The following is a 21,896-nucleotide window of genomic DNA, read 5'->3' as shown; positions in this document are numbered from 1 at the left end:
CCTTGAGAAGGCTCTATTCGCCGGCGACCACCATGTCGTCTCGGTGAATGATCGCCGCGCGGCCCGGCGCGCCGAGCAAAGCCTCGATATCCTGCGAATTGCGTCCGGCGATCAAGACCGCCTCGCTGGCGTCATAGGCGACAAGGCCGCGGCCGATTTCGCCGCCATCGGCGTTGCGGATCAAGACGCAATCGCCGCGCGCGAAATTGCCCTCGATTCGGGTGACGCCGGCCGGCAGCAGACTCTTGCCGCTCACGATGGCTCGGGCGGCGCCGGCGTCGAGATGCAAGGCGCCGCGCGGCTCGAGCGAACCGGCGATCCATTTTTTTCGCGCGGTGACCGGATTGGAGCCGGTCAGGAACCATGTGCATGGGGCGCCGGAGCCGATCCGGGCGACCGGGTGCGCGACCCTTCCATCGGCGATGAGCATATGGGCTCCGCCGGTCGTGGCGATCTTCGCCGCCTCGATCTTCGTCCGCATTCCGCCCCGCGAAAGCTGCGAGGCTGCGCCGCCGGCCATGGCCTCGATCTCGGCGGTGACGCGGGTCACAATTGGGATCAGCACCGCTTCGGGGTTCTCGTTCGGCGGCGCCGTGTAGAGCCCTTGAACATCGGACAATAGGATCAGAAGATCGGCGCTCGCCATGGTCGCGACGCGGGCGGCGAGGCGGTCATTGTCGCCATAGCGAATTTCGGAAGTGGCGACCGTGTCGTTTTCATTGATGACCGGCACGGCGCGCAGATCGAGAAGGCGGCCGATCGTCGCCCGCGCATTGAGATAGCGGCGGCGCTCTTCAGTGTCGCCGAAGGTCACCAGAATTTGTCCGGCCGCGATTTTCTCGTCGGCGAGGACTTCCGCCCAGATCCGCGCCAAGGCGATCTGGCCGACGGCGGCGGCCGCCTGGCTGTCTTCGAGCTTCAGACCACCATTGGGAAACGCTAGAACTGTCCGCCCGAGCGCAACCGACCCCGAAGAAACGACAAGAATATCGGCGCCTTGCCGGTGCAGATCCGCGATGTCCCGGGCCAGCGCCGCAAGCCATTCCCGCTTGACGCAGCCTTGCTCGCGATCGACGAGCAGGGACGACCCAACCTTGATGACGATGCGCCGGAAGTTTTCAAGACGCGGAGCGAGCGCCGCGCTTGCTGCGGGGCCGGCAAGGCTCACGGGCGCCATTCCGCGACCGCTTCAGCACTTGCCGCTTTGAGCGCCTGGGCCTCGTCGATCAGCTTCAAGAGCTCGCGCAACGTCTCGCGGAGATTGGCGCCGGTTGCCGCCGAAACTTTGAGCGGCGTGCGTTTGGCGGCGCGCTTCAGACGTTGGAGCTGGAGCTTCAGCATTTCAGGATCGACGCTGTCGATTTTGGACATCGCAACAATTTCCGGCTTTTCCGCAAGGCCTTCGCCATAGGATTCAAGTTCGCGGCGAACGGTCTTATAGGCCTTGCCGGCGTGTTCCGTTCCGGCGTCGACCAGATGGAGAAGGACGCGGCAGCGCTCGACATGGCCAAGGAACCTGTCGCCGAGGCCGTGTCCTTCATGCGCGCCTTCGATCAAGCCTGGAATATCGGCGAGAACAAATTCCCGGTCGTCGCATGCGACGACGCCGAGCTGCGGATGAAGGGTGGTGAATGGATAATCGGCGATCTTCGGCCGCGCCGCGCTGACCGTCGCCAGGAAGGTCGACTTGCCGGCATTGGGCAGTCCGACGAGCCCGGCGTCGGCGATCAGCTTCAACCGCAGCCAGAGGGTGCGCTCCTCGCCCGCTTGGCCGGGATTGGCGCGGCGCGGGGCCTGATTGGTCGAGGTCTTGAAATGCGTATTGCCGAAGCCGCCATTGCCGCCGTGGGCGAGTTCGACGCGTTGGCCGATCTCGGTCAGATCGGCAATCAGCACTTCGCCGTCCTCGTCGAAAATCTGGGTTCCGGCCGGCACTTTCAAGATCGCGTCGGCGCCTTTGCCGCCGGTGCGGTTCTTGCCCATGCCGTGCATCCCGGTGCGCGCCTTGAAATGCTGCTTGTAGCGGTAATCGATCAATGTGTTGAGACCGCCGACGCATTCGGCGACGACGTCGCCGCCGCGACCGCCATCGCCGCCGTCCGGGCCGCCGAATTCGATGAATTTTTCGCGCCGGAACGACAGGCAGCCAGCGCCGCCGTCGCCTGAGCGGATATGGACCCTGGCCTGATCAAGAAATTTCATCGCAATTCTTTATCTAAACGAGATTCTACTCTGTTCCACTTATTTCGCCGCTCTTCGCATTGGGATGCGGCAGCGGCGAAAAGAATCAAGCCTCGGCCCGCGTCGGCGCCGTGGCGTCCTCGGTCGGGCGCTCGTCCGATTCGTGGACCTGATGCACCATGGGCCGAAGCTGACGGCTCCAACGGTTGGCCGCCCAGGTCTTGCGATCGAGCCGGAATCGATCGCAAGGATGCAGGCCGCCGCGCGCCGGCAAGTGGTCGAGCCCTGTATCGATATAGGCAAAGCCGCATTTTTCGAGCACGCGGCGGGAGGCCGGATTGATCGTGCGCGCATTGGCGAGGACGCGATCAGCGTTGGTTAGGCCAAAAATCGTCTCGACGAGCGCCTTCGCGGCTTCGCTCGCGAAGCCTTTGCCTCGGGCGGCGGGCGCAACGACATAGCCAAGCTCGATCTCCCGGGCCTGGGATGGGGTCGCGCTGACGAGGCCGATGGTTGGGCGGACGCCGCTTTTTTGCGTGATCGCCAGGACCAGAGATTTGCCATTGGCGTTATCGGCGCGTGCACTCAAGATGAAGCGCTCCGCCTCGCCCGCCGGATAGGGATGCGGAATCGCCGCGGTCATCCGCGCGGTTTCCGCCTCGCTTGCGAAGCTTGCGATGGCCGCGGCGTCGGCGGCGCGGGGCCAGCGCAACCAAAGACGTTTCGTCTCGAGATGGAAAATGTCGTCTGAGGTCAAATCCGGGAACATGCTGGCTCCGGCCGGCGGACCCCCCGAGGGCCCTGCACCAAAAGAGAGCTTTCCCCACCTCCCCTTAAAGCCCTTGCGGGCTTTCCGGACTTTTACTCCTCATATTGCAGGAGCGGTCTTCGATCGGGAAAAACCAAGTCCACCAGGTCCGTGGGATCGGGTGGAGGCTTTTCGCGAAATCTCCACCTTTATTCTGCGGCCTCTGCTTGTGGCAAAGGTAGGACTGAAACGTAGGAGCGGCCATTGCCTTTGGTTTGGAACGCGACTTTGCCTTCAATCAAAGCAAATAACGTATGATCGGTTCCCATCCCGACATTGGCGCCCGGATGCCACGTGGTGCCGCGTTGTCGCACAATGATATTGCCGCCGATCACGGCCTCGCCGCCGAATTTCTTCACGCCGAGCCGCCGGCCCTTGGAATCGCGGCCGTTGCGGGACGAACCGCCTGCCTTCTTATGCGCCATCGATTTGGCTCCAGATCAAACTGCAAAAATCGAACTGCAAGAGATATGCCTTTAAACATACCCTAGCACTAAATGCGAAACATGCTCAAGCTCAAAGCGTGAACAGGCGGTTCATTCGGCGGCGGTTCCCACGCCGGAAGGCTTGGCGCCGCCGGTCAGGAGCTCAGTGATCCGCACCAAGGTCAAGTCCTGGCGATGGCCGCGCTTGCGCTTCGAATTCTGGCGCCGCCTTTTCTTGAAGGAGATCGCCTTCGGACCGCGCTTGTGCTCGACGATCTCGCCGGCGACGCTGGCGCCTTCGATGAAAGGGGCGCCAATCGTCGGTTCGCCTTCTCCGGCGAGCATCAGAACGTCATCGAAAGTCACCGCATCGCCGGGTTCTCCAGCAAGCGACATGACCGTTATTGTATCGTCGGCGGCGACGCTATATTGCTTGCCGCCGGTTTTGATGACTGCGAACATCGTTTTTCCTCATGTTCGATCCGGCTCTGCCACGGGCAAAAACTCCCGGCGGCCGGCTTCTTAGCAGCTTTCACAAAGCCAATGGCGCGCCGGTCATCCCATCTTGGACCATCATGCCCAAGTCTTGGACTATCAAGTCCAAGAGCCAAAAGTCTGCGGAGCGGCGCGACGCAAACAAAAAACGCGGCAATGACGCCGCGTCGAGATGTATGGTCCTTTATAAAGGATAGGGCCAGTTGTCAACCGTTCCAGACGCCGTAGAGATAAAATCCTCGACAGCCCCGCGCCAGGGCGCGCCGCATTTGAGCCATCTTCGACTGGCTTTGTCTGTAACCTTGGGCGTCATCGGCGTTCGCCGACCGCAAACGAACTGACTCCGGGCGAACTCGGCGCAAGCATGAACCGCAAAATCCATCGATGGATTGACGTTGAGCCTGCGCCGCTGAGACGACTTGCCCGGCTTTTGGTCGGGACATGGCTCCATTCGATCCGGATGTCCTCTGGATCTCCCGGGAGGCTTTTGTGAATTTGGCTTTCGAGAGGTCCCTTGTTGCATAATCTGGTTGAGGCTCGCGGCGCGGGCTGGCGGCGTTTTCGTCGTTTCGCTGGCGCCCAAGCGGTTGGAAATGAGCAGCGCAGTGCGGTCTAGGGTCGAAACAGCGCAATGACTATGGATGCGCATTGGCGAAGTCAGACCGGCGCGCGGCCGTGGGCGGCGCGATTCCCAGGCTGCGCTGATTTGGGGCTCGATCCGGCGATCGAAGCCGATGGGGAGCGCCATACGCCATTCGATCGCCGGCGGATCTCGCTGCGCTGGTTTTCCGGCACGATTCTCACCGGCCTGTCCGGCGCGGCGCTGTTTGGCGCGGCGATCTATGCGGCGCTTGGCCACCAAGCGAATTTCACCGAGCCGCCGGCGCTCTCGCCGCGCAAGGAGATCACGCTCGATTTCGGCGTCAATCCGCGCAAGGCCGATCGGCTGGTCAAATCGGTCGATATCGTGGCGGCGAAGCAGACTTTTCACGCTCCGACGGCGATCCGGATCGGCGATAAGGAGGTGATGAAGGTCCATACCTTCACCCGCGTCGAGACAACTCTGGTCCTGACGGGCGTCGGCTTCGCCGACGACGTTCCCACCTTCAATCCGTTGAAGCTCCTGGCCGACGCGCGCAATCCGATCGAGGCGAGCCAACAGGAGCCGGTTCAGGACGACGCCGAAATCTCCTGGTCGACCCGCGATCTTTCCGCCGAGAAACTGTCGCCGACGGTCGCCTTGACCTTGGACGAAGTGCAGGCCCAGGTTGCCGAACAGGTCAAAAACACGGCGGCCGCGGGAGCGAAGACCATCGCCTTGCCGCCGCAGCTTCTTCTGATGCGGACCAGCCGCACCAATTTCCCCGGCGTTCTCTCCTACGCCAATCCAAGCGAGCCCGTCGCGACGACGCCATTCTCGGCGATCGAGGTCCGCATGGTCCCCGAAAACGTGACCAATGTCGGACGCTCGACGCAAGCGCCCCAGCCGACGCAAATGGAGGAGCGCCTCGTCGTGGTCCGCCAGGGCGAGACGCTCGATGACGTTCTGGCCGCGGCGGGGCTCAAGAAAGATGCGATCAGCGCCGTGGTCGCCGCCTTCGGCCTCAAGCGCGGCGAGACCGCAGTCGCGGAAGGGCGCCGCGTCAAGTTGCTTTTCGCCGATCTCGACGGCTCCGGCGCGAAAATGACCTTGGCGCGCCTGTCGGTCTATTCCGACGAGACATTGGAGACCAATATCGCGATCAACGACCGTGGCGCCTATGTCCGGGTCACGTCGCCGCAGCGCGCGCCCAAGCGTCCGGTCCAAAACAACGATGACGAGGACGATGGCGACGGCTTGCGCCTCTACGATTCATTGTATGAGACCGCGCTGAAGCAGGAAATACCGCGTCCGATCATCGACGATCTCGTTCGCATCTTCGCCAATGACGTCGATTTTCAAAGGCCGGTGACCGTCGGCGATTCCTTCGAGGCCTTCTACGACGAAACCGAAGAAGGCGATGGCCGCAACCAGCTTCTCTACGCGACCATAACGGCGCGCAACGAGACCTACCATTATTATCGCTTTCAGACGCCCGATGATGGCCTCATCGACTTTTACGATCCAAATGGCCGTTCTACGCGCAAGTTCCTGGTCCGCACGCCGATCGTTTCAGCCCGATTCACCTCCGGATTCGGCATTCGCTTCCATCCGATCCTCGGTTATTCGCGCCCGCATACCGGCGTCGATTGGGCGGCGCCGATGGGAACGCCGATTTTCGCCGCCGGAAACGGCGTGATCGTCAAGGCCGGTTGGGATTCCGGCTATGGCCGCCGAATCGAGATCCAGCACGCGAATGGCTACATCACGACCTATAATCACATGTCCGGCTTTGCCCGCGGCGCCACCGAAGGCTCCCGCGTGCGGCAGGGGCAGGTCATCGGCTATCTCGGCCAGACGGGTCTCGCGACAGGGCCGCATCTCCATTATGAAATCATGGTCAATGGGCATTTCGTTGATCCGATGCGGGTCAAGCTCGCCCGCACGCGGGAGTTCGATGGGCGCATGCTCGCCAATTTCAAACGCGAGCGCGAACGAATCGACAGTCTGTTGGCCAAGGCGCCGGCGGCCGATCGCGTCGCCGCCATCCGGCAGGACAAGTGACGCGACGCGCCTTCCGATCGAAAAAGCCACTCAACCCTTTCGAAACATGCTCTAGCGCGCTCCCCCGGTTTTATTGCCGATTTCGCCGATGAGCGCGCGGACGCTTGGGAGAATTCCTTGCGCGATGCGCTCGACCCCAGCCGCATTGGGATGAATTCCATCGGCAAGCGTCAGACCCCGTTCGCCGGCCACGCCCTCAAGAAAGAACGGATAGAGCGGCGCGCCATATTTGGCGGAGAGATCTGGAAAAATGGCGTCGAACCGCGCCTTGAAGTCCTTGCCGAGGCTTGGGCTGGCGCGCATGCCCGCGATCAAGACTTTGATGTTTCGGGATTTCAGCGTCTGCAGCATGGCTCCGAGGGCAGCCTTGGTCACTTCCGGGTCGATCCCGCGCAGCATGTCGTTCGCGCCGAGCTCAAGGATGAGGCCGTCGGCGCCTTCGGCTATGCTCCAGTCCAGCCGGGCAAGCCCGCCGGAGGAAGTGTCGCCCGAGACGCCGGCGTTGGCGACCGCCACACGATAGCCTTCGCGGCGCAATTCTTTTTCGAGAACGGCGGGGAAGGCGGCGGCGGCCGGCAGTTGGAAGCCGGCCGAAAGGCTATCGCCGAAGGCGATCAACTTGATCATTGGCGCGGAATCCGTGGCCCAGGCTGCGGCCGGAAGAAGCGTCGCGGCCAGCAGAATGGCCGCGGACGATTGGAGAAACGCGCGGCGCCCCCCATATCCGACCGGGTCCGGTTGCTTTGGCGCGCGCGCCTTGTCAAAGCTGATTCGGGAAGCGGCAATGCGGTCGATGATGGATGGCATGGATGATTGAACCTGCGGTTGAACTCGAAAACATACATCTCAGTCTCGGCCGCGGCGCTGCGCGGGTTCATATTCTCAAAGGGCTGTCATTGACCATCGGCCGTGGCGAAACCGTCGGCTTGGTGGGGCCTTCGGGATCGGGCAAATCCACGCTGCTGATGATCATGGCCGGCCTCGAGCGGCCGGACTCCGGCGTGGTCAAGGTCGACGGCGCCTTGCTGAATGGATTCGACGAGGATCAGCTCGCGCGCTTTCGCGGCGCGGCGATCGGCATCGTGTTCCAATCGTTTCATCTGATCCCGACCATGACCGCTCTGGAAAATGTCGCAATTCCGCTTGAATTGGCGGGCGCCGCCTCCGCTTTCGATCGCGCGGCCGCCGAACTCAAGGCGGTCGGCCTTGAAGATAGGCTCGCCCATTACCCAGCGCAATTGTCGGGCGGCGAACAGCAGCGCGTCGCGCTGGCCAGGGCGCTGGCGCCCAATCCCGCCATTCTCGTCGCCGACGAGCCGACCGGGAACCTCGACGAGGCGACGGGTCAAAGCATCATCGATCTTATGTTCGCCTTGAAGCGCGATCGCGGCTCGACCCTGATCCTTGTGACGCATGATCTCGCGCTCGCCGCCAGATGCGACCGCTCGATCCGGCTGCGGTCCGGCCGGATCGAGGAAGAGCCCGAAAAAGCTCTGCCGAAATTATTCGCATGAGCGATGGCTTTTAGAACGCCGCCTGCGAAAGGCCAGCAGGGAGGCGTTGTGGAGGGTGGGTTTCTTTGGGCTGTTTGCGGCGTCGCGCCTGCCGATAGGGCCCGCTAATCGCCCGCGTTCAAGCCATTGAAGAGGCGTGGCGCGGCGCTTGCGTCACTTTAATTTGCGGTGCGGCGGTTGGCGGCCGCGGTTATCCAAGACTCAAATCCGAGGCGGACTTTCGCTCCGCTGGCTTTCGATTGACGCGGTGGGATCATCCATGGACGGCATTCTCTGGCAAACCTATCTGCAATCCCTGATGGGAGGCGCCTTGATCGGGCTCGCCGCCGCGCTGTTTCTGCTCCTCGACGGCCGCATTGCCGGGATCAGTCAGATCGTCGGCGGGGCTTTCCTGCAATTTGACGGAAGCCAGCGCAGAAACGCCGCTTTCGTGCTGGGCCTTCTCCTTGGTCCGCTTCTTTATCGCTTTTGGTTCGGCGCATGGCCGGCCGTGCATATCGAAGCCAAACTCTGGCTAATGGCGTTCGCCGGGCTCCTCGTCGGTTTCGGCGCGCGGCTCGGCTCCGGCTGCACGAGCGGTCACGGCGTTTGCGGCCTGGCCCAATTGTCGCCAAGATCGCTGGCCGCGGTTCTCATATTTCTCGCCGCGGGCATGATCACTGTCGCCGCGATGAACGCCTTGGGGGGCGCATGAACGGCCAAACCCATATCGGAACCCATGCCAGATCCATTGTCGCGGCCTTGATCTCGGGCGCAATCTTCGGCTTCGGCCTGGCGCTTTCCGGCATGCTGGACCCGGCCCGCGTGCGCGGATTTCTCGATGTGACGGGGGATTTCGATCCGAGCCTTGGTTTCGTGCTCGCCGGGGCGGTTGCTGTGTCCGGGGCGGGCTACCGGATCTCCCGGCGGATGCGCCGCCCCTTGTTCGACAGCGCCTTTCATCTGCCGGCTCGAAAGGACATCGATATGAGGCTCGCCGCCGGCGCCGCGATTTTCGGGGTCGGTTGGGGCATTGCCGGGCTTTGTCCAGGGCCGGCCATCGCCGATCTCGCGCTTGGTCTAGCGCCCGTCTTTCTCTTCACGGCGATGATGCTGGTTGGCATTCTTATTCATGATAAAGGGGCGGCAATGCTCCCGGCGCCATCGAAACAGGATGCGGATGCGCAAGTCTGACCGTCTTTCGCCATGCTGAGCCCGCCCGGCAACCTGTTCGACAGCGATTCGAGGTCAGCAGGCCAGACCCTGGGCAAAGAAGATTTTGCCGTTCTGGTCGATTCTCCCCATGTGAAGGTCGAGCGGATCGTTTCCAATGGTGACGCGAGCCCGCCTGGCTTCTGGTACGATCAGCCGTGGGCCGAATGGGTCGCGGTCCTGGCGGGCTCCGCGGGGCTCGCCTTCGAGAATGAGCCGGAGGTCATGGTCTTGCGGGTCGGCGATCATATTCTCATTCCCCCGCGCAAGCGGCATCGGGTGGAATGGACCGACAAGCGATGCGCGACGATCTGGCTCGCCGTCCATTATCCCGGGCCGTCGCAGTCGCTCCCGATATAGGGACAAGGGATTCGATACCTTCGCTAGAGCGCTTTCAGTTTCGGCGGAATCAGAAAGCAGCTCTAGGTCTTTGTTTTGTCGCATTTTTTTAACGCGAACCGGCATCCACTTCGCTCGAAAATGCTCCAGCTTCAAGGCGCTCATGAAATTGCTTGAAACGCCCTCCTCGTCGCGGGAACTGGTCTGTAAAGGGCGCACGCGGGGCCTGCGCCTGCCGCTGGTCCTGCGCGTCGCCTTGCGCGATTTTCGCGGCGGGTTGCACGGGTTTGGAATCTTCCTCGGCTGCATCGCCCTCGGCGTCGCGGCGATCACCGGCGTCGGCTCGGTGTCCCTGTCCCTCGCCGATGGCCTGGCATGGCAAGGGCGCGCGATCCTTGGCGGCGATGTCTCATTCGATCTCATTCAGCGCGAATTATCCGCGCCGGAGCGGGCCTTTTTCGATTCGCAGGCCGGGGAGGGGAGGGTCCGCCTCAGCTCCGTCGCCAAGATGCGCGCCATGGCGCGGCGCGCGGATGGCGAGGCCGCCCTGATCGAGATCAAGGCGGTCGATGGCGCCTATCCTTTGGTGGGCGAAGTCGGCCTCGAGCCGCGCCAAGACTTCGCCGGCATCCTCGGTGAGCGCGACGGGGCCTTTGGGATCGCCGCCGATCCGGCCTTGCTGGCGCGGCTCGACCTTGCGCTTGGCGATCGTCTGACCATCGGCGAGGGGCGGTTCGAATTGCGCGCCGCGCTCGTCGGCGAGCCCGATCAGCTCTCCGGCGGGATAGCGTTTGGCCCGCGCGTCATGATGAGCGAGCGCGCCCTGCGTGAAACCGGGCTTCTCCAGCCGGGTTCGCTCGTCAGATGGCTTTATCGCGTTGCGCTGGGGCGCGAGGGCGCGGCCTCGCCAGCGAGCGTGGCGGAGACCGAGGATTTCGCGCAACTCGCGCAAGAGACCTTTCCGGAGGCCGGATGGGAAGTTCGCACGCGCAAGAACATCTCGCCGCAATTTTCGCGCAACCTCGACCGGTTCACCCAATTTCTCAGCCTTGTCGGTCTGACCTCCCTGATCATCGGCGGAGTTGGCGTCGCCAATGCTATTTTCGGCTATGTCGAGCGCAAGCGGGCGACGATCGCAACCTTGAAGGCGCTGGGCGCCACAGGTTCGACGGTCTTCGCCCTGATGCTCACGCAGGTGATGCTGGTCGCCGGTCTGGGCATAGCGATTGGCGTTCTGATCGGCGCGGCCTTGCCCTATGTCGCGGTCTTGGGATTGGGCGAGCTGATTCCGTTCCCGATCAGCCCCGCGATCCATCCGGCCGCGATCGGTCAAGGAGCGCTTTACGGTTTTCTGACCGCGCTGGCTTTTGCCTTGGGGCCGCTTGGCCACGCTCATGACATTCCGGTGCAGGCGATGTTCCGGGAGGAGATCGAGCCGCGGCGGGCGAGGCCGAGGCCGCGCTATCTCGTCTTGACCGCCGCCGCCGCCTTGGGCCTCGTCGCCGCGGTCCTCATCCTCTCCAGCGACCGCAAGCTCGCCCTGATCTACATGGGCGCGACTCTTGCGGGCTTCGCCCTGCTGCGCCTTGTCGGATTTTTGATCATGGCGGGCGCGCGCAGGCTGCCGCATATGCGGCAAGTCGCTCTGCGGCTGGCGATTGGAAACATCCATCGGCCGGGCGCGCTGACCCCTTCCGTCGTGCTCTCGCTCGGCCTCGGTCTCGCCCTCCTCGTCGCCTTGACGCTGATCGATGGCAACATTCGCGCCGAACTCAGGACCGGCCTGCCCGGCAAGACGCCAAGCTTCTTCTTCCTCGACATTCAGAACGCTAAGGCGGCGGAATTCACAAGATTTTTGCAAGCCCATGCGCCGGAGGGCAAGATCGATCTGGAGCCGATGCTGCGGGGGCGGATCGTCAAGCTGAACAACGTCCCCGCCGAGGCCGCGCGGCCCAGGGCGAGCGCCGCCTGGGCCCTGCAGGGCGATCGCGGCGTCACCTTCACGCCGACCTTGCCGGAGGGCTCCACCCTGGTCGAAGGGGAGTGGTGGCCAAAGGACTATAGCGGGCCGCCTCTGGTTTCGATGGAGAATGAAATCGCCGACGGGCTCGGGCTCGCGATCGGCGATGAGATCACCGTCAACGTCCTTGGCCGCAATATGACCGCCAGGATCGCCAATACGCGGATGGTGAATTGGCGCACATTCGGAATCAATTTCCTCCTCGTGTTTTCGCCAAACAGCTTTGTTGGGGCGCCCTATAACGATCTTGCGACGCTGACTTTTCCGGACGGCGGCGAAACCGGCCGGGAGCTCGCTTTGCTGCGCGAGACCGCGCGGGCCTTTCCGGCAGTGACCAGCATCCGGGTCAAGGATGCGCTTGACGCCGCCAACGCGATCGTCGGGCGGCTCGCGGTCGCGGTCAGAGGCGCTTCGAGCGTGGCGCTTCTGGCCTCGATCCTGGTTCTGGGCGGCGCGCTGGCGGCGGGCCAGAAAGCCCGCGTTCACGACGCCGTCGTCCTCAAGACGCTTGGCGCCACGCGGGCGCGCCTCCTTACCGCTTTCCTCTATGAATATGGCCTCATCGGCCTTGGCGCGGCCTTGTTCGGCCTCGCGGCGGGCGCCGCCGCCGCCTTCGCAATTGTATATTACGTCATGAGCCTGGATTTCGTCTGGCTCTGGCCGCAGGCCCTGGCCGCCGCCGGCGGCGCGCTGGCGCTGACCGTTGTGCTCGGGCTGCTGGGAACCTGGCGGATTCTTGGGCGCAAACCCGCGCCTTATCTCCGCGATTTGTAACGAAGCCCGGCGCGGGCGGCGGGCCAAATCGACTTTTCTTCATTCTGCATCATTTTCTCCACTTTTCGAAGATGATGCTTGGAACGTTAAGTATTGTTCATTTGCCGCGCCCTTGTGCGGGAGGGGCGTCTGCGCCATATTAGCTCACACGCTGATCCTGCGAAGGCAGCGGCCGGAGGCGGTTAAGCCTCCCTAACGTTTAGAGGAAAACATGTCCGACTTCGACCGCAACGTAAGCGCCCGCTGGGGGCAGAGCGTCGCCCGGGCAGGTCGCGCCGAAATCGACCAGGGCCTGCGCTCCTACATGCTGGGCGTCTACAACAATATGGTGGTTGGCCTCGCCCTTACCGGGGTGGTGGCGCTTGGCGTGAACATGCTGGCCGTCGCCTCCGATGCCTCGATGGCTGCCGCCCAAATGGGACGGATCCCGCTGACGGCGTTTGGCGTGGCGCTTTACGGCAGCCCGCTGAAATATCTCGTGATGCTGGCGCCGCTCGCCTTCGTGCTCTTTTTCTCGTTCCGCATTAATCAAATGTCGGCTTCGAGCGCGCGCATCCTGTTCTTCGCCTTCGCGGCGACGATGGGGCTTTCGCTTTCGTCGATCCTCCTCATCTATACCGGGACGTCGGTGGCGCGCGCCTTCTTCGTGACCGCGGCCGCGTTCGGCGGGTTGAGCCTTTATGGCTATGCGACGAAGCGCGATCTCTCGGCGATGGGCTCGTTCCTGGTGATGGGCTTGATTGGCCTCATCATCGCCAGCATCGTCAATCTGTTCGTACAGAGCTCGGCATTCCAGTTCGGCCTGTCGATCCTGTCCGTGCTGATCTTCTCGGGCCTCACCGCCTGGGATACGCAGGCAATCAAGGAGATGTATTATGCTGGCGACGGGTTCGAGGTCGCCACGAAGAAATCCGTGAACGGCGCTTTGATGCTCTATCTGGATTTCATCAACATCTTCCAATCGCTCCTGTTCCTGACAGGCTCGCGCAACGAATAATGGACGCTGGTCCAGAATTTCGGCTCCAGAAAAGGCTCCGCGCAAGCGGGGCCTTTTTCGCAACGGTGGAGCTGGATTTCAGCCGGAAACCAGCTTCAGCTTCCGGTCGAGCGCGCCGATGACTCGGCGCAGGTCAGGGCCGCGCTTGAGGACGAGGCCGCTCGCCGCGACGACGCAATAGGCGCCCTGCTTTTTGGCGAGTTTCGGGATTTTTTCGATCCGGTAAAGAGCGCATTCCGAGGCCCGCCGGTAGATCGAGAAAACCGCCTTCTGATCGGTGAAATCGATAGCGTAATCGCGCCATTCGCCAGCGGCCACCTTGCGTCCGTAGAGATTGAGGATCTCGCGCAATTCGGTCTGGTCGAAAGACACGGGCTCCGCCTCGCCGCCTAGGACGGCAGGGGTCGCGCCAACGTGAGGCGGGGACGGATGGCGGCGCACCCTTATCCTGTCGGCGAAACTTGCGGCGCGATGATCTTCCTTCGACTCCAGATCGCTCATGCGGTTCTGTCGCTTGTCCTATCGATTCAAGTCCATCATCGCGCGCGGGCCTCGATGGGGCAAGCCTTATCTTGACGGTTTTACGACGGCTTGGGGCGTTATGAAACACGCTTGCATCGGGCTGCCGCAAAGCCAATATCTGCGCTGACCGCAGGCGGTGCGGGCTGTCGGTCAGGAAAATCATTTACCGGAAGGGGGCGTTGGAAATGTCTGAAGGCGCGGGCCAAACTCAAGCGTTTCAAGCGGATGTCGCGAAACTTCTGCATCTAATGGTGCATTCGGTCTATTCAGACCGCGATATCTTCCTGCGCGAACTTCTCTCCAACGCCGCCGACGCTTGTGAGAAATTGCGGTATGACGCGCTCAAGGATCCAGCGCTCGCCGCCGCGCCTTTCGTGATCCGGATCGGCATCGACAAAGCGGCGCAAACCCTTTCCATCGAAGATAATGGAATCGGCATGACGCGCGAGGAGCTCGCCGATCAGCTCGGCACGATCGCGCGGTCCGGCACGCGCGCCTTTCTCGATCGGCTTGGCGCCCAGGGGGAAGGCGCGCCAGAAGAGAACCAGGCGGAAGAGAGTCAAAACCGCGCGCCCGGCCTGGACTTGATCGGCCAATTCGGAATCGGCTTTTATTCGGCCTTCATGGTCGCGGACCATGTCGATGTCCTGACCCGCCGCGCCGGTTCGCAGGAAGCCTTCATCTGGCGTTCGGATGGAAAGGGCGCTTTTTCCATCGCGCCTTTGCCGCTCGATGAGGCGCCCGCGCACGGCGCGCGCGTCGTCCTGCATTTGAACGAGGCGTCGAAGGATTATCTGGAGGCCGGGCGGATCGAACGGATCGTCCGCGAGCATTCGAGCGCTCTTGCCGCACCGATCGAACTTGTCGAAAGCGAGGGCGCCGAACCGCGCCGCCTGACCGACGGCGTTGCGCTCTGGACCAAGCCGAAAAGCGCGATTACAGAGCATGAATATACCGAGTTCTATCGCGATCTCGGCGGCCAGTTCGACGAGCCGGCGCTGACCGTTCATTGGCGCGCCGAAGGGCGCCATGAATATACCGTCCTCGCCTTCATCCCGGGGTCGCGGCCGTTCGATCTGTTCGATCCGGCGCGCCAGGGCCGCGCCAAGCTCTATGTCCGCCATGTCCTGATTTCGGATGACGCCGACGTCCTGCCAAGGTGGCTGCGCTTCGTGCGCCTCGTGGTCGATTCCGCCGATCTGCCGCTCAATGTCTCGCGCGAGATGATCCAGGAAAGCCCGCTCTTCGCGGCCATCAAGAAGGGCGTCGCCAATCGCCTTCTGCAGGAGTTGACCAAGCTCGCCGAGCATGAGCCGGAAAAATTCGCGCGGGTATGGGAGCATTTCGGCGCGGTCCTCAAGGAAGGCCTCTACGAGGAGCCGGAAAAGCGGGACGCGCTCTTTTCCCTTGCGCGTTTTGCGACCTCGACCCATCCGGAAGGGGGCCGGACCCTCAAGGACTATGTCGCCGGGCTGCAGCCCAATCAGACCGCGATCTACTATCTTCTTGGCGACGACTTGAAGAGGCTTGGCTCCAGTCCGCAGCTCGAGGGTTTCCGCGCCCGCGGCATTGAAGTCTTGCTCCTGCCCGATCCGATCGACGCCTTCTGGGTCGCGACGGCGGTCGGGTTCGACGGCAAGCCCTATAAGTCGGTGACGCAAGGCGCCGCCGACATTAAATCCATTCCGCTCCAGAAGGAGGAGGGCGCCGAAAAGCCCGCGGACGAACCGCCCGCGGCCGGTCTTGCGACCCTCTTTGTCCTCATGAAACAGACTCTCGGCGAGGCGGTTGAGGACGTGCGGGCGTCGGACCGGCTGTCCGAGAGCCCGGCCTGTCTCGTCGCCTCCGACCATGGACCGGACCGCCGGCTCGAGCGGCTGCTCGCCGATCACGGTCAACTCGGCGCATCGACGAAACCGGTGCTTGAAGTCAATCCCGCCCATCCGCTGATCCTGGCGTTGGCGGCCCTGGTCGGCGCGCCGGACAAGCAGAAGGTCGAGGACATCATCTGGCTGCTTTTCGACGAGGCGCGGCTGGTGGAAGGCGAGAAGCCGGCGGACGCCTCCGATTTTGCGGCCCGGCTAACCCGGGTTCTGTTCGGCGCCGCCAGTCAGCCTGCGGCGTGAGCTTCGGGATCGACCAGAAAACCGAGGCGCCGGCCTTCGAACCCGCGATGGGGCGGGAGGAGGCGCGGCGCGCTCTGGCTCGCGCCTTGGCGGCGGCGGCGATTCCGTCCGCCGACCTCGATGCGCGGGTGCTGCTCTGCGCCGCGCTCGGGATCGATCATGCCGGTCTCGTGCGTGATCCGGACCTCCCGCTGGGGGCCAAGTGCGGGCGCGTCGGCGCTTTTGCGTTGCGGCGGCTGCGCCGCGAGCCGGTGTCGCGCATTGTCGGCTTCAAGGAGTTCTGGGGCGCGAGGTTTGAGATCGGCTCCCCCGTGCTCGATCCGCGCCCGGACACGGAAACCTTGATCGAGGCGGTCCTCAGCCATGTCGCCGGCGAAAGCGGCAGGAACTGGCGGATTCTTGACCTTGGCGTCGGATCCGGGGCCATTCTTGGCATTCTGCTGCAATGCCTGCCGCAAGCTTTCGGCGTCGGCGTCGATGTGTCGCCGAAAGCCTGCGCCATCGCGCAACGCAATCTCGACGCGCTGGGAGTGGCGTCCCGCGGCGCGATCCTGTGCGGCGACTGGACCTCGGCCTTGCGCGGACGGTTCGATCTCATTGTCTCCAATCCGCCCTATATCGCGGCCGGCGCGATCGGCGGACTCGAGCCCGAAGTCGCGGTCCATGATCCGCGCCTCGCCCTTGACGGCGGCGACGACGGCCTCGACGCCTATCGCGCAATCATTCCCGCTCTGGCGGATCTGATGGAGCCCGGCGGATTGGTCGCATTCGAATTCGGCGAGGGGCAGGGCCAGGCCGTCGAAGCGCTCTTGCGCGGCGCTGGCCTCGCAGCTTTCGAGGTCAGCCGCGATTTGGCCGGCCGCGAGCGGGTCATTGCGGCAAGGGCATGAGCAAAGCCAATTTCCGTTCTAAGGAGAGGGAACCGGCTTGGACGCTTGGGGTTCTAGCAATGCCTTCCTTAGCGATCTAGCCGATAGGGACGCGGCCTAAAGTCGATGAACCGGAGCTCGCCGGAGCGAAAAGCCGGGCGGCTCTTTGCAGGATGCGCCCAAAATCTAGAGCATTTTGGAGCGAAGCGGATACCGGTTCGCGTTAGGAAAATGTGACCAACCAAAGCCTAGAGCTGCTTTCTGATTCCGCGGAAACTGAAAGCGCTCTGGGCCTCGCGATAAGCGTGACAAATCCGCCACGCCCAAGCCAGAGAGTGAGATATTTTCTGAAAAGCTCTTGGCGTTTCAAACGAAAGCGGCTAGTTTCCTTTCCAAGGAACACCTTTTGGCTCCCGATGGAGAGCTGAGGCAGGCGTTGAGATCCTCTTGTCGGCGCGACTGCTTTGCGCTTGGACATTTAGGGTGATGTCCGCGCCCAGCTCCACTGCGACGCTCGGCGTAACCGAGGTAAGTGTCCCCAGACTCTTGGACTCTTTCGAATCGAGAGTCGAAGATCAGTGCCGCGGCCGTCCCGCGAGCACAATCGCCAACGGCTGGAGAGCCCGCCACTCGCTCGCGCCTTCGTGTTTTTGAAGCAAAGGTCCGATAGGACCGTGAACGACGCGCCAAACCGGCGATGCTCGAGGGTTGCGATTACGATGCCACTCAGGGATCATCGATGAGACCAGGACAGAACAAACAACGCATGCGCGGCCGCCCCAACACCAATCGCAAAGGCCCGAACCCTCTGACGCGCTCATACGAGTCAAGTGGGCCCGATGTGAAGATTCGCGGCACAGCCCATCATATTGGCGAGAAATATCTCCAATTGGCGCGCGACGCGCAGTCCTCGGGCGATCCGGTCACGGCCGAGAGCTACCTCCAGCATGCCGAACATTATTTCCGGCTGATCGCCATGGCGCAGCAGGCTCAGCAACAGAGCGCCAGCGGCTATCAACGCCAGCCCGGCGACGCCCTGGCGGACGAAATCGACGATGGCGACGATTTCACCGGCATTCCCGACCGGTTCGCCTCGCCGCCCGAGCGTTTCGCGCCGGCGCCGCAACCGGCGTTCGCCCCCCAGCCGAGTTCTGGCGGCCAGCAGCCCAATGTGGACCGCGCTTTCTACAATGCGCCTGACAAACAGGGCTTCGAACGCCCGGAGCGCGGCCCTCGTCAAGACCAGCGTCCAGAGCGGCCCTTCCAAGATAAGGGCTACCAGGACAGGTCTTATTCGGACCGTTCCTATTCGGATCGCTCGGGCCAAGATCGCTCAGGACAAGATCGCGGCGGATCCGGCCGGGATCAGGACAATCGGGGCCAGCGGCAGGGACGCGGTTCGCGCGACTATCGCAACGACGGCCCCCCCCGCGGCGATCAGCGCGCGCCGGTCGAGGATGCGGAGCGCAAAGGCCTTCCCGCCTTCATCACTGCTCCGGTGCGCATTCCAGCAGAGCCTCTTGGAACGGGAACCGAATCGCCGGTCGAGACCCTCGCCACCGCCCTGGTCGATCAGCCGGAGGCGGAGCACGACGTGAATTCATACCATCTCCGCCCGCGCCGGCGGCGGCGCAGCAAGGCGGAAATGGCGCTCGATCACGCCGCGAACAGTGAAGAGACCAGCGCCACGGACCCCGTTGGGGAGTGAACCGGGACAAGCGCCGAAATTTCTTTGCGACCGAAAATCGATGTTTCCATCTCTGCTTGCCTGTGACGGCGAATGATGTTTTCGTTGAACATTGGCAATAGGGAGGGCAATCCTTCATGATTGAAAAATTTGCAGTCGCCGCGGCCGCGGGCGTTCTGATGATGCTGGCGTCTTTTGACGCCGAGGCGCTTCCGGTTGCTCCTGTCCCATTCGATCAGCCTTCGATGATTACGCAGGTTGCCGGGGGGTGCGGACCCGGTTGGCATCGCGGCCCTTGGGGTGGTTGCCGGCGCAACTGGGGTCCCTATGGCCGGCGCTGCTGGTTCCGGCCGTCCCCCTGGGGACCGCGCCGGGTTTGCCGCTGGTAACAACCCCCTCGTGGCTTGAAGCCCCGCCGCTGCGCGGGGTTTCCTTTTGCCGCCTTTCGGCGGCGGAGCGATTTTGGCTCGCCTTAGTGCTGGCCGGCCGAGATCCAGCAAGACCCTTCGGCGGGACCCGCAGCTTTCTGGCTGCATGAAAGTATTTTGGAGCGAAGCGGTTAGCTTAGCGGCGAAGAGCCCTTCCGCTCGCGCTTTTCTTCCCTACATTTCAATCGAAAGGCCGCCGCAAGGGGCGCAAGTTATGATGCCGCGACAGTTGCCGCCACGGGGCGATGGCGCGGGCGGGAGGCGATAGCCATGAATATTGAAAAATACACCGAAAGAACGCGCGGGTTCATCCAGAGCGCTCAATCGCTCGCCATGCGCGAGGGAAACCAGCAACTCACCCCCGAACATATTTTGAAGGTTTTGCTCGACGACGAGGAGGGACTCGCCGCGGGCCTCATCGACAGGGCGGGGGGACGCTCTCGCGACGCTTTGGTCGCGACCGAACTCGCCTTGGCGAAGCTGCCGAAGGTCGGCGGTTCGGGAGCGGGCCAGGTTTATATGGCGCCGACGACGGCGCGGATTTTTGAGAATGCCGAACAGATCGCCCAAAAAGCCGGCGATTCCTATGTCACGGTCGAGCGCCTCTTGCTCGCCCTCGCCATGGAAAAAAGCTCGGAAGCCGGCAAGATCCTCGAAAAGGCGGGGCTGACGCCGCAAAATCTCAACAAAGCCATCGAAGATCTGCGCAAGGGCCGCACCGCCGACAATGCGACGGCGGAAAACGCTTATGACGCCTTGAAAAAATACACCCGCGATCTGACCGAGTCGGCGCGCGCGGGGAAACTCGACCCGGTCATCGGCCGCGACGAGGAGATCCGGCGGACCATCCAGGTCCTGTCCCGGCGCACGAAAAACAACCCGGTGCTGATCGGCGAACCTGGCGTCGGCAAGACGGCGATCGTCGAGGGGCTCGCCTTGCGCATCGTCAATGGCGACGTGCCCGAAAGCCTGCGGGACAAGAAGCTTCTTGCGCTTGACATGGGATCGCTCATCGCCGGCGCCAAATATCGCGGCGAGTTCGAGGAGCGGCTGAAAAGCATTCTGAACGAAGTCACTGCGGCGGCGGGCGGCATCATATTGTTCATCGACGAGATGCACACGCTTGTCGGGGCCGGGAAGGCGGATGGGGCGATGGACGCCTCGAACCTTTTGAAGCCGGCGCTTGCGCGGGGCGAACTCCATTGCATCGGCGCGACGACGCTCGATGAATATCGGAAGCATGTCGAGAAGGACGCCGCGCTTGCGCGTCGTTTCCAGCCGGTGTTCGTCTCCGAACCGACCGTTGCCGACACGATCTCGATCCTCCGCGGCCTCAAGGAAAAATATGAATTGCACCATGGCGTGCGCATCACCGACGCCGCGACCGTCGCGGCGGCGACATTATCGCACCGCTATATCGCCGATCGCTTCCTGCCGGATAAGGCGATCGACCTCATCGATGAATCGGCGGCGCGCCTGCGCATGCAGGTCGATTCCAAGCCCGAGGAGCTCGATGAACTCGATCGCCGGATCGTCCAGCTGAAGATCGAGCAGGAGGCCTTGAAGAAAGAGACCGATGCGGCGTCGAAAGACCGTTTGGCGAGGCTTGAAGGCGAGCTCGCCGACCTTGAGGAAAAGGCGACGTCGCTGACCGCCCGCTGGCGCGCCGAAAAGGACAAGCTCGGCTCCGAGCAAAAGCTGAAAGAGCAACTCGAGGCGGCGCGCAATGATCTCGTTCAGGCGCAGCGCCGGGGCGAATATCAGCGCGCCGGCGAACTCACCTATGGGGTCATTCCCGACCTTGAGAAGCGGCTCGTTGAGATCGAGGCGAGACGCGGCGACGTGTTAGTCGACGAGGCGGTGACCCCCGATCACATCGCCCAGGTCGTCTCGCGCTGGACCGGGGTTCCGGTCGACAAGATGCTCGAAGGCGAGCGCGACAAGCTTCTGAAGATGGAGGAGGAGATCGGCAAGCGCGTGGTCGGTCAGGCCGAGGCGGTGAAGGCGGTCTCGACCGCGGTGCGCCGCGCCCGCGCGGGCTTGCAGGACCCCAATCGTCCGATCGGCTCATTCATGTTCCTTGGACCGACCGGCGTCGGCAAGACCGAACTGACCAAGGCGCTCGCGGGCTTTCTCTTCGATGATGAAAACGCGCTGCTGCGCATCGACATGTCGGAATATATGGAGAAACATTCGGTGGCCCGGCTGATCGGCGCGCCTCCAGGCTATGTCGGTTATGAGGAAGGCGGCGCCCTGACCGAAGCAGTCCGGCGGCGGCCCTATCAGGTCCTGCTCTTCGACGAGATCGAGAAGGCTCATCCCGACGTGTTCAACATCCTGTTGCAGGTGCTCGATGACGGCCGCCTGACCGATGGGCAGGGCCGGACGGTCGATTTCCGCAATGTGCTGATCGTCATGACCTCCAATCTCGGCGCTGATTTTCTTGTGCTTCAGAAAGAAGGGGAGGATTCGAACGCCGTCCACGCCGAGGTGATGCAGGTGGTGCGGGCGCATTTCCGGCCGGAATTCTTGAACCGGATCGACGAGATCATCCTGTTCCATCGCCTGCGCCGCGAGGATATGGGGGCCATTGTCGACATCCAATTCGGCCGGCTCGCCAAGCTTCTGGAGGATCGCAAGATCACCCTGGAGCTGAAGCCGGAAGCCCGCGCCTGGCTTGCCGATAAAGGCTATGATTCGGCCTATGGCGCGCGGCCCTTGAAGCGGGTCATTCAGAAGACCGTTCAGGATCCGCTGGCGGAAATGATCCTCGCCGGCGAAATCCATGACGGCGAGAGGGTCGTCATCGGCGCGGATGCAAGCGGGCTTGTGATCGGCGAAAAGGGAGTCGCTCACGCGGCGGAATAGGGCGGCTA

General features: G+C 63.0%; 19 protein-coding genes. 12 read left to right on the top strand and 7 right to left on the bottom strand.

Annotation, left to right across the window (positions count from 1 at the left end; genetic code table 11):
• Positions 1 to 13 precede the first annotated feature (13 nt).
• From proB to rplU, 5 genes are all read right to left on the bottom strand, one after another.
• Positions 14 to 1,177: a glutamate 5-kinase gene (proB, locus tag DL86_RS16235; RefSeq protein WP_036263561.1), complete on the bottom strand. Its 1,164-nt coding sequence runs from the start codon at positions 1,175 to 1,177 to the stop codon at positions 14 to 16.
• Positions 1,165 to 2,202, bottom strand: coding sequence for a GTPase ObgE (gene obgE, locus DL86_RS16230; RefSeq protein ID WP_036263558.1), 1,038 nt, complete (start codon positions 2,200 to 2,202; stop codon positions 1,165 to 1,167). Before obgE ends, proB begins: the two co-directional genes overlap by 13 nt.
• Before the next feature lie 85 nt (positions 2,203 to 2,287).
• Positions 2,288 to 2,950, bottom strand: coding sequence for a GNAT family N-acetyltransferase (locus DL86_RS16225; RefSeq protein ID WP_036263556.1), 663 nt, complete (start codon positions 2,948 to 2,950; stop codon positions 2,288 to 2,290).
• A 188-nt stretch (positions 2,951 to 3,138) separates the two neighbouring features.
• The gene (gene rpmA, locus DL86_RS16220) at positions 3,139 to 3,414 is read right to left on the bottom strand and encodes a 50S ribosomal protein L27 (RefSeq protein ID WP_036263554.1); all 276 of its coding nucleotides are present in this window, start codon (positions 3,412 to 3,414) and stop codon (positions 3,139 to 3,141) included.
• A 111-nt stretch (positions 3,415 to 3,525) separates the two neighbouring features.
• Positions 3,526 to 3,876 carry a 50S ribosomal protein L21 gene (gene rplU / locus DL86_RS16215; protein ID WP_036263551.1) on the bottom strand — a complete coding sequence of 117 codons (351 nt, stop codon included), beginning with the start codon at positions 3,874 to 3,876 and terminating at the stop codon, positions 3,526 to 3,528.
• A gap of 664 nt (positions 3,877 to 4,540) precedes the next feature.
• On the opposite strand from rplU, the gene DL86_RS16205 reads away from it, so the two are divergent.
• On the top strand, positions 4,541 to 6,553 hold the full coding sequence (locus tag DL86_RS16205; RefSeq protein ID WP_036263546.1) for a M23 family metallopeptidase: 2,013 nt from the start codon (positions 4,541 to 4,543) through the stop codon (positions 6,551 to 6,553).
• 51 nt (positions 6,554 to 6,604) lie between these two features.
• On the opposite strand, the gene DL86_RS16200 is transcribed toward DL86_RS16205, so the two are convergent.
• Positions 6,605 to 7,180: an arylesterase gene (locus DL86_RS16200; protein WP_245276404.1), complete on the bottom strand. Its 576-nt coding sequence runs from the start codon at positions 7,178 to 7,180 to the stop codon at positions 6,605 to 6,607.
• Between the two features lie 182 nt (positions 7,181 to 7,362).
• Between DL86_RS16200 and DL86_RS16195 the strand changes: the two genes are divergently transcribed.
• The 6 genes from DL86_RS16195 (at position 7,363) to DL86_RS16170 (ending at position 13,388) form a co-directional block, all read left to right on the top strand.
• On the top strand, positions 7,363 to 8,067 hold the full coding sequence (locus DL86_RS16195; RefSeq protein WP_156964713.1) for an ABC transporter ATP-binding protein: 705 nt from the start codon (positions 7,363 to 7,365) through the stop codon (positions 8,065 to 8,067).
• A gap of 259 nt (positions 8,068 to 8,326) precedes the next feature.
• Positions 8,327 to 8,761 (top strand): YeeE/YedE family protein, encoded by a 435-nt coding sequence (locus DL86_RS16190; protein ID WP_036263541.1) that lies wholly within the window; start codon positions 8,327 to 8,329, stop codon positions 8,759 to 8,761.
• On the top strand, positions 8,758 to 9,240 hold the full coding sequence (locus tag DL86_RS16185; RefSeq protein WP_051953597.1) for a YeeE/YedE family protein: 483 nt from the start codon (positions 8,758 to 8,760) through the stop codon (positions 9,238 to 9,240). Before DL86_RS16190 ends, DL86_RS16185 begins: the two co-directional genes overlap by 4 nt.
• Before the next feature lie 12 nt (positions 9,241 to 9,252).
• The gene (locus DL86_RS16180) at positions 9,253 to 9,618 is read left to right on the top strand and encodes a cupin domain-containing protein (RefSeq protein WP_036263537.1); all 366 of its coding nucleotides are present in this window, start codon (positions 9,253 to 9,255) and stop codon (positions 9,616 to 9,618) included.
• Between the two features lie 142 nt (positions 9,619 to 9,760).
• Positions 9,761 to 12,391 carry an ABC transporter permease gene (locus DL86_RS16175; RefSeq protein ID WP_084572999.1) on the top strand — a complete coding sequence of 877 codons (2,631 nt, stop codon included), beginning with the start codon at positions 9,761 to 9,763 and terminating at the stop codon, positions 12,389 to 12,391.
• A 211-nt stretch (positions 12,392 to 12,602) separates the two neighbouring features.
• On the top strand, positions 12,603 to 13,388 hold the full coding sequence (locus DL86_RS16170) for a Bax inhibitor-1/YccA family protein (RefSeq protein ID WP_036263535.1): 786 nt from the start codon (positions 12,603 to 12,605) through the stop codon (positions 13,386 to 13,388).
• Between the two features lie 78 nt (positions 13,389 to 13,466).
• Here the strand turns inward: DL86_RS16170 and DL86_RS16165 are convergent, their stop codons facing one another.
• Positions 13,467 to 13,889 (bottom strand): DUF2794 domain-containing protein, encoded by a 423-nt coding sequence (locus DL86_RS16165; protein ID WP_036263533.1) that lies wholly within the window; start codon positions 13,887 to 13,889, stop codon positions 13,467 to 13,469.
• Between the two features lie 206 nt (positions 13,890 to 14,095).
• On the opposite strand from DL86_RS16165, the gene htpG reads away from it, so the two are divergent.
• From htpG to clpB, 5 genes are all read left to right on the top strand, one after another.
• Positions 14,096 to 16,036, top strand: a complete 1,941-nt coding sequence (gene htpG, locus DL86_RS16160) for a molecular chaperone HtpG (protein WP_036263531.1) — start codon at positions 14,096 to 14,098, stop codon at positions 16,034 to 16,036.
• Positions 16,033 to 16,926 (top strand): peptide chain release factor N(5)-glutamine methyltransferase, encoded by an 894-nt coding sequence (prmC, locus tag DL86_RS16155; protein ID WP_245276403.1) that lies wholly within the window; start codon positions 16,033 to 16,035, stop codon positions 16,924 to 16,926. Before htpG ends, prmC begins: the two co-directional genes overlap by 4 nt.
• 718 nt (positions 16,927 to 17,644) lie before the next feature.
• Entirely contained in the window at positions 17,645 to 18,613 is a 969-nt protein-coding gene (locus DL86_RS18905; RefSeq protein ID WP_084572975.1) for a DUF4167 domain-containing protein, read from the top strand.
• 116 nt (positions 18,614 to 18,729) lie between these two features.
• Positions 18,730 to 18,981 carry a GCG_CRPN prefix-to-repeats domain-containing protein gene (locus tag DL86_RS20885; protein WP_084572974.1) on the top strand — a complete coding sequence of 84 codons (252 nt, stop codon included), beginning with the start codon at positions 18,730 to 18,732 and terminating at the stop codon, positions 18,979 to 18,981.
• A gap of 309 nt (positions 18,982 to 19,290) precedes the next feature.
• The gene (gene clpB, locus DL86_RS16145; protein ID WP_036263528.1) at positions 19,291 to 21,888 is read left to right on the top strand and encodes an ATP-dependent chaperone ClpB; all 2,598 of its coding nucleotides are present in this window, start codon (positions 19,291 to 19,293) and stop codon (positions 21,886 to 21,888) included.
• The last annotated feature ends 8 nt before the right edge of the window (positions 21,889 to 21,896 follow it).

The sequence above is a fragment of the Methylocapsa aurea genome (assembly GCF_000746085.1).
Classification (GTDB): domain Bacteria; phylum Pseudomonadota; class Alphaproteobacteria; order Rhizobiales; family Beijerinckiaceae; genus Methylocapsa; species Methylocapsa aurea.
This window is presented reverse-complemented; position numbering and strand designations above follow the sequence as displayed.

Coding starts and splice junctions, on each gene's coding strand:
- DL86_RS16175 (WP_084572999.1), top strand. CDS start 9,761: ATGAAATTGCTTGAAACGCCCTCCTCGTCGCGGGAACTGGTCTGTAAA.
- DL86_RS16180 (WP_036263537.1), top strand. CDS start 9,253: ATGCTGAGCCCGCCCGGCAACCTGTTCGACAGCGATTCGAGGTCAGCA.
- rpmA (WP_036263554.1), bottom strand. CDS start 3,414: ATGGCGCATAAGAAGGCAGGCGGTTCGTCCCGCAACGGCCGCGATTCC.
- proB (WP_036263561.1), bottom strand. CDS start 1,177: ATGGCGCCCGTGAGCCTTGCCGGCCCCGCAGCAAGCGCGGCGCTCGCT.
- DL86_RS16225 (WP_036263556.1), bottom strand. CDS start 2,950: ATGTTCCCGGATTTGACCTCAGACGACATTTTCCATCTCGAGACGAAA.
- DL86_RS16185 (WP_051953597.1), top strand. CDS start 8,758: ATGAACGGCCAAACCCATATCGGAACCCATGCCAGATCCATTGTCGCG.
- DL86_RS16170 (WP_036263535.1), top strand. CDS start 12,603: ATGTCCGACTTCGACCGCAACGTAAGCGCCCGCTGGGGGCAGAGCGTC.
- DL86_RS18905 (WP_084572975.1), top strand. CDS start 17,645: ATGAGACCAGGACAGAACAAACAACGCATGCGCGGCCGCCCCAACACC.
- rplU (WP_036263551.1), bottom strand. CDS start 3,876: ATGTTCGCAGTCATCAAAACCGGCGGCAAGCAATATAGCGTCGCCGCC.
- htpG (WP_036263531.1), top strand. CDS start 14,096: ATGTCTGAAGGCGCGGGCCAAACTCAAGCGTTTCAAGCGGATGTCGCG.
- obgE (WP_036263558.1), bottom strand. CDS start 2,202: ATGAAATTTCTTGATCAGGCCAGGGTCCATATCCGCTCAGGCGACGGC.
- clpB (WP_036263528.1), top strand. CDS start 19,291: ATGAATATTGAAAAATACACCGAAAGAACGCGCGGGTTCATCCAGAGC.
- DL86_RS16195 (WP_156964713.1), top strand. CDS start 7,363: ATGATTGAACCTGCGGTTGAACTCGAAAACATACATCTCAGTCTCGGC.
- DL86_RS16200 (WP_245276404.1), bottom strand. CDS start 7,180: ATGATCAAGTTGATCGCCTTCGGCGATAGCCTTTCGGCCGGCTTCCAA.
- DL86_RS16205 (WP_036263546.1), top strand. CDS start 4,541: ATGACTATGGATGCGCATTGGCGAAGTCAGACCGGCGCGCGGCCGTGG.
- DL86_RS20885 (WP_084572974.1), top strand. CDS start 18,730: ATGATTGAAAAATTTGCAGTCGCCGCGGCCGCGGGCGTTCTGATGATG.
- DL86_RS16165 (WP_036263533.1), bottom strand. CDS start 13,889: ATGAGCGATCTGGAGTCGAAGGAAGATCATCGCGCCGCAAGTTTCGCC.
- DL86_RS16190 (WP_036263541.1), top strand. CDS start 8,327: ATGGACGGCATTCTCTGGCAAACCTATCTGCAATCCCTGATGGGAGGC.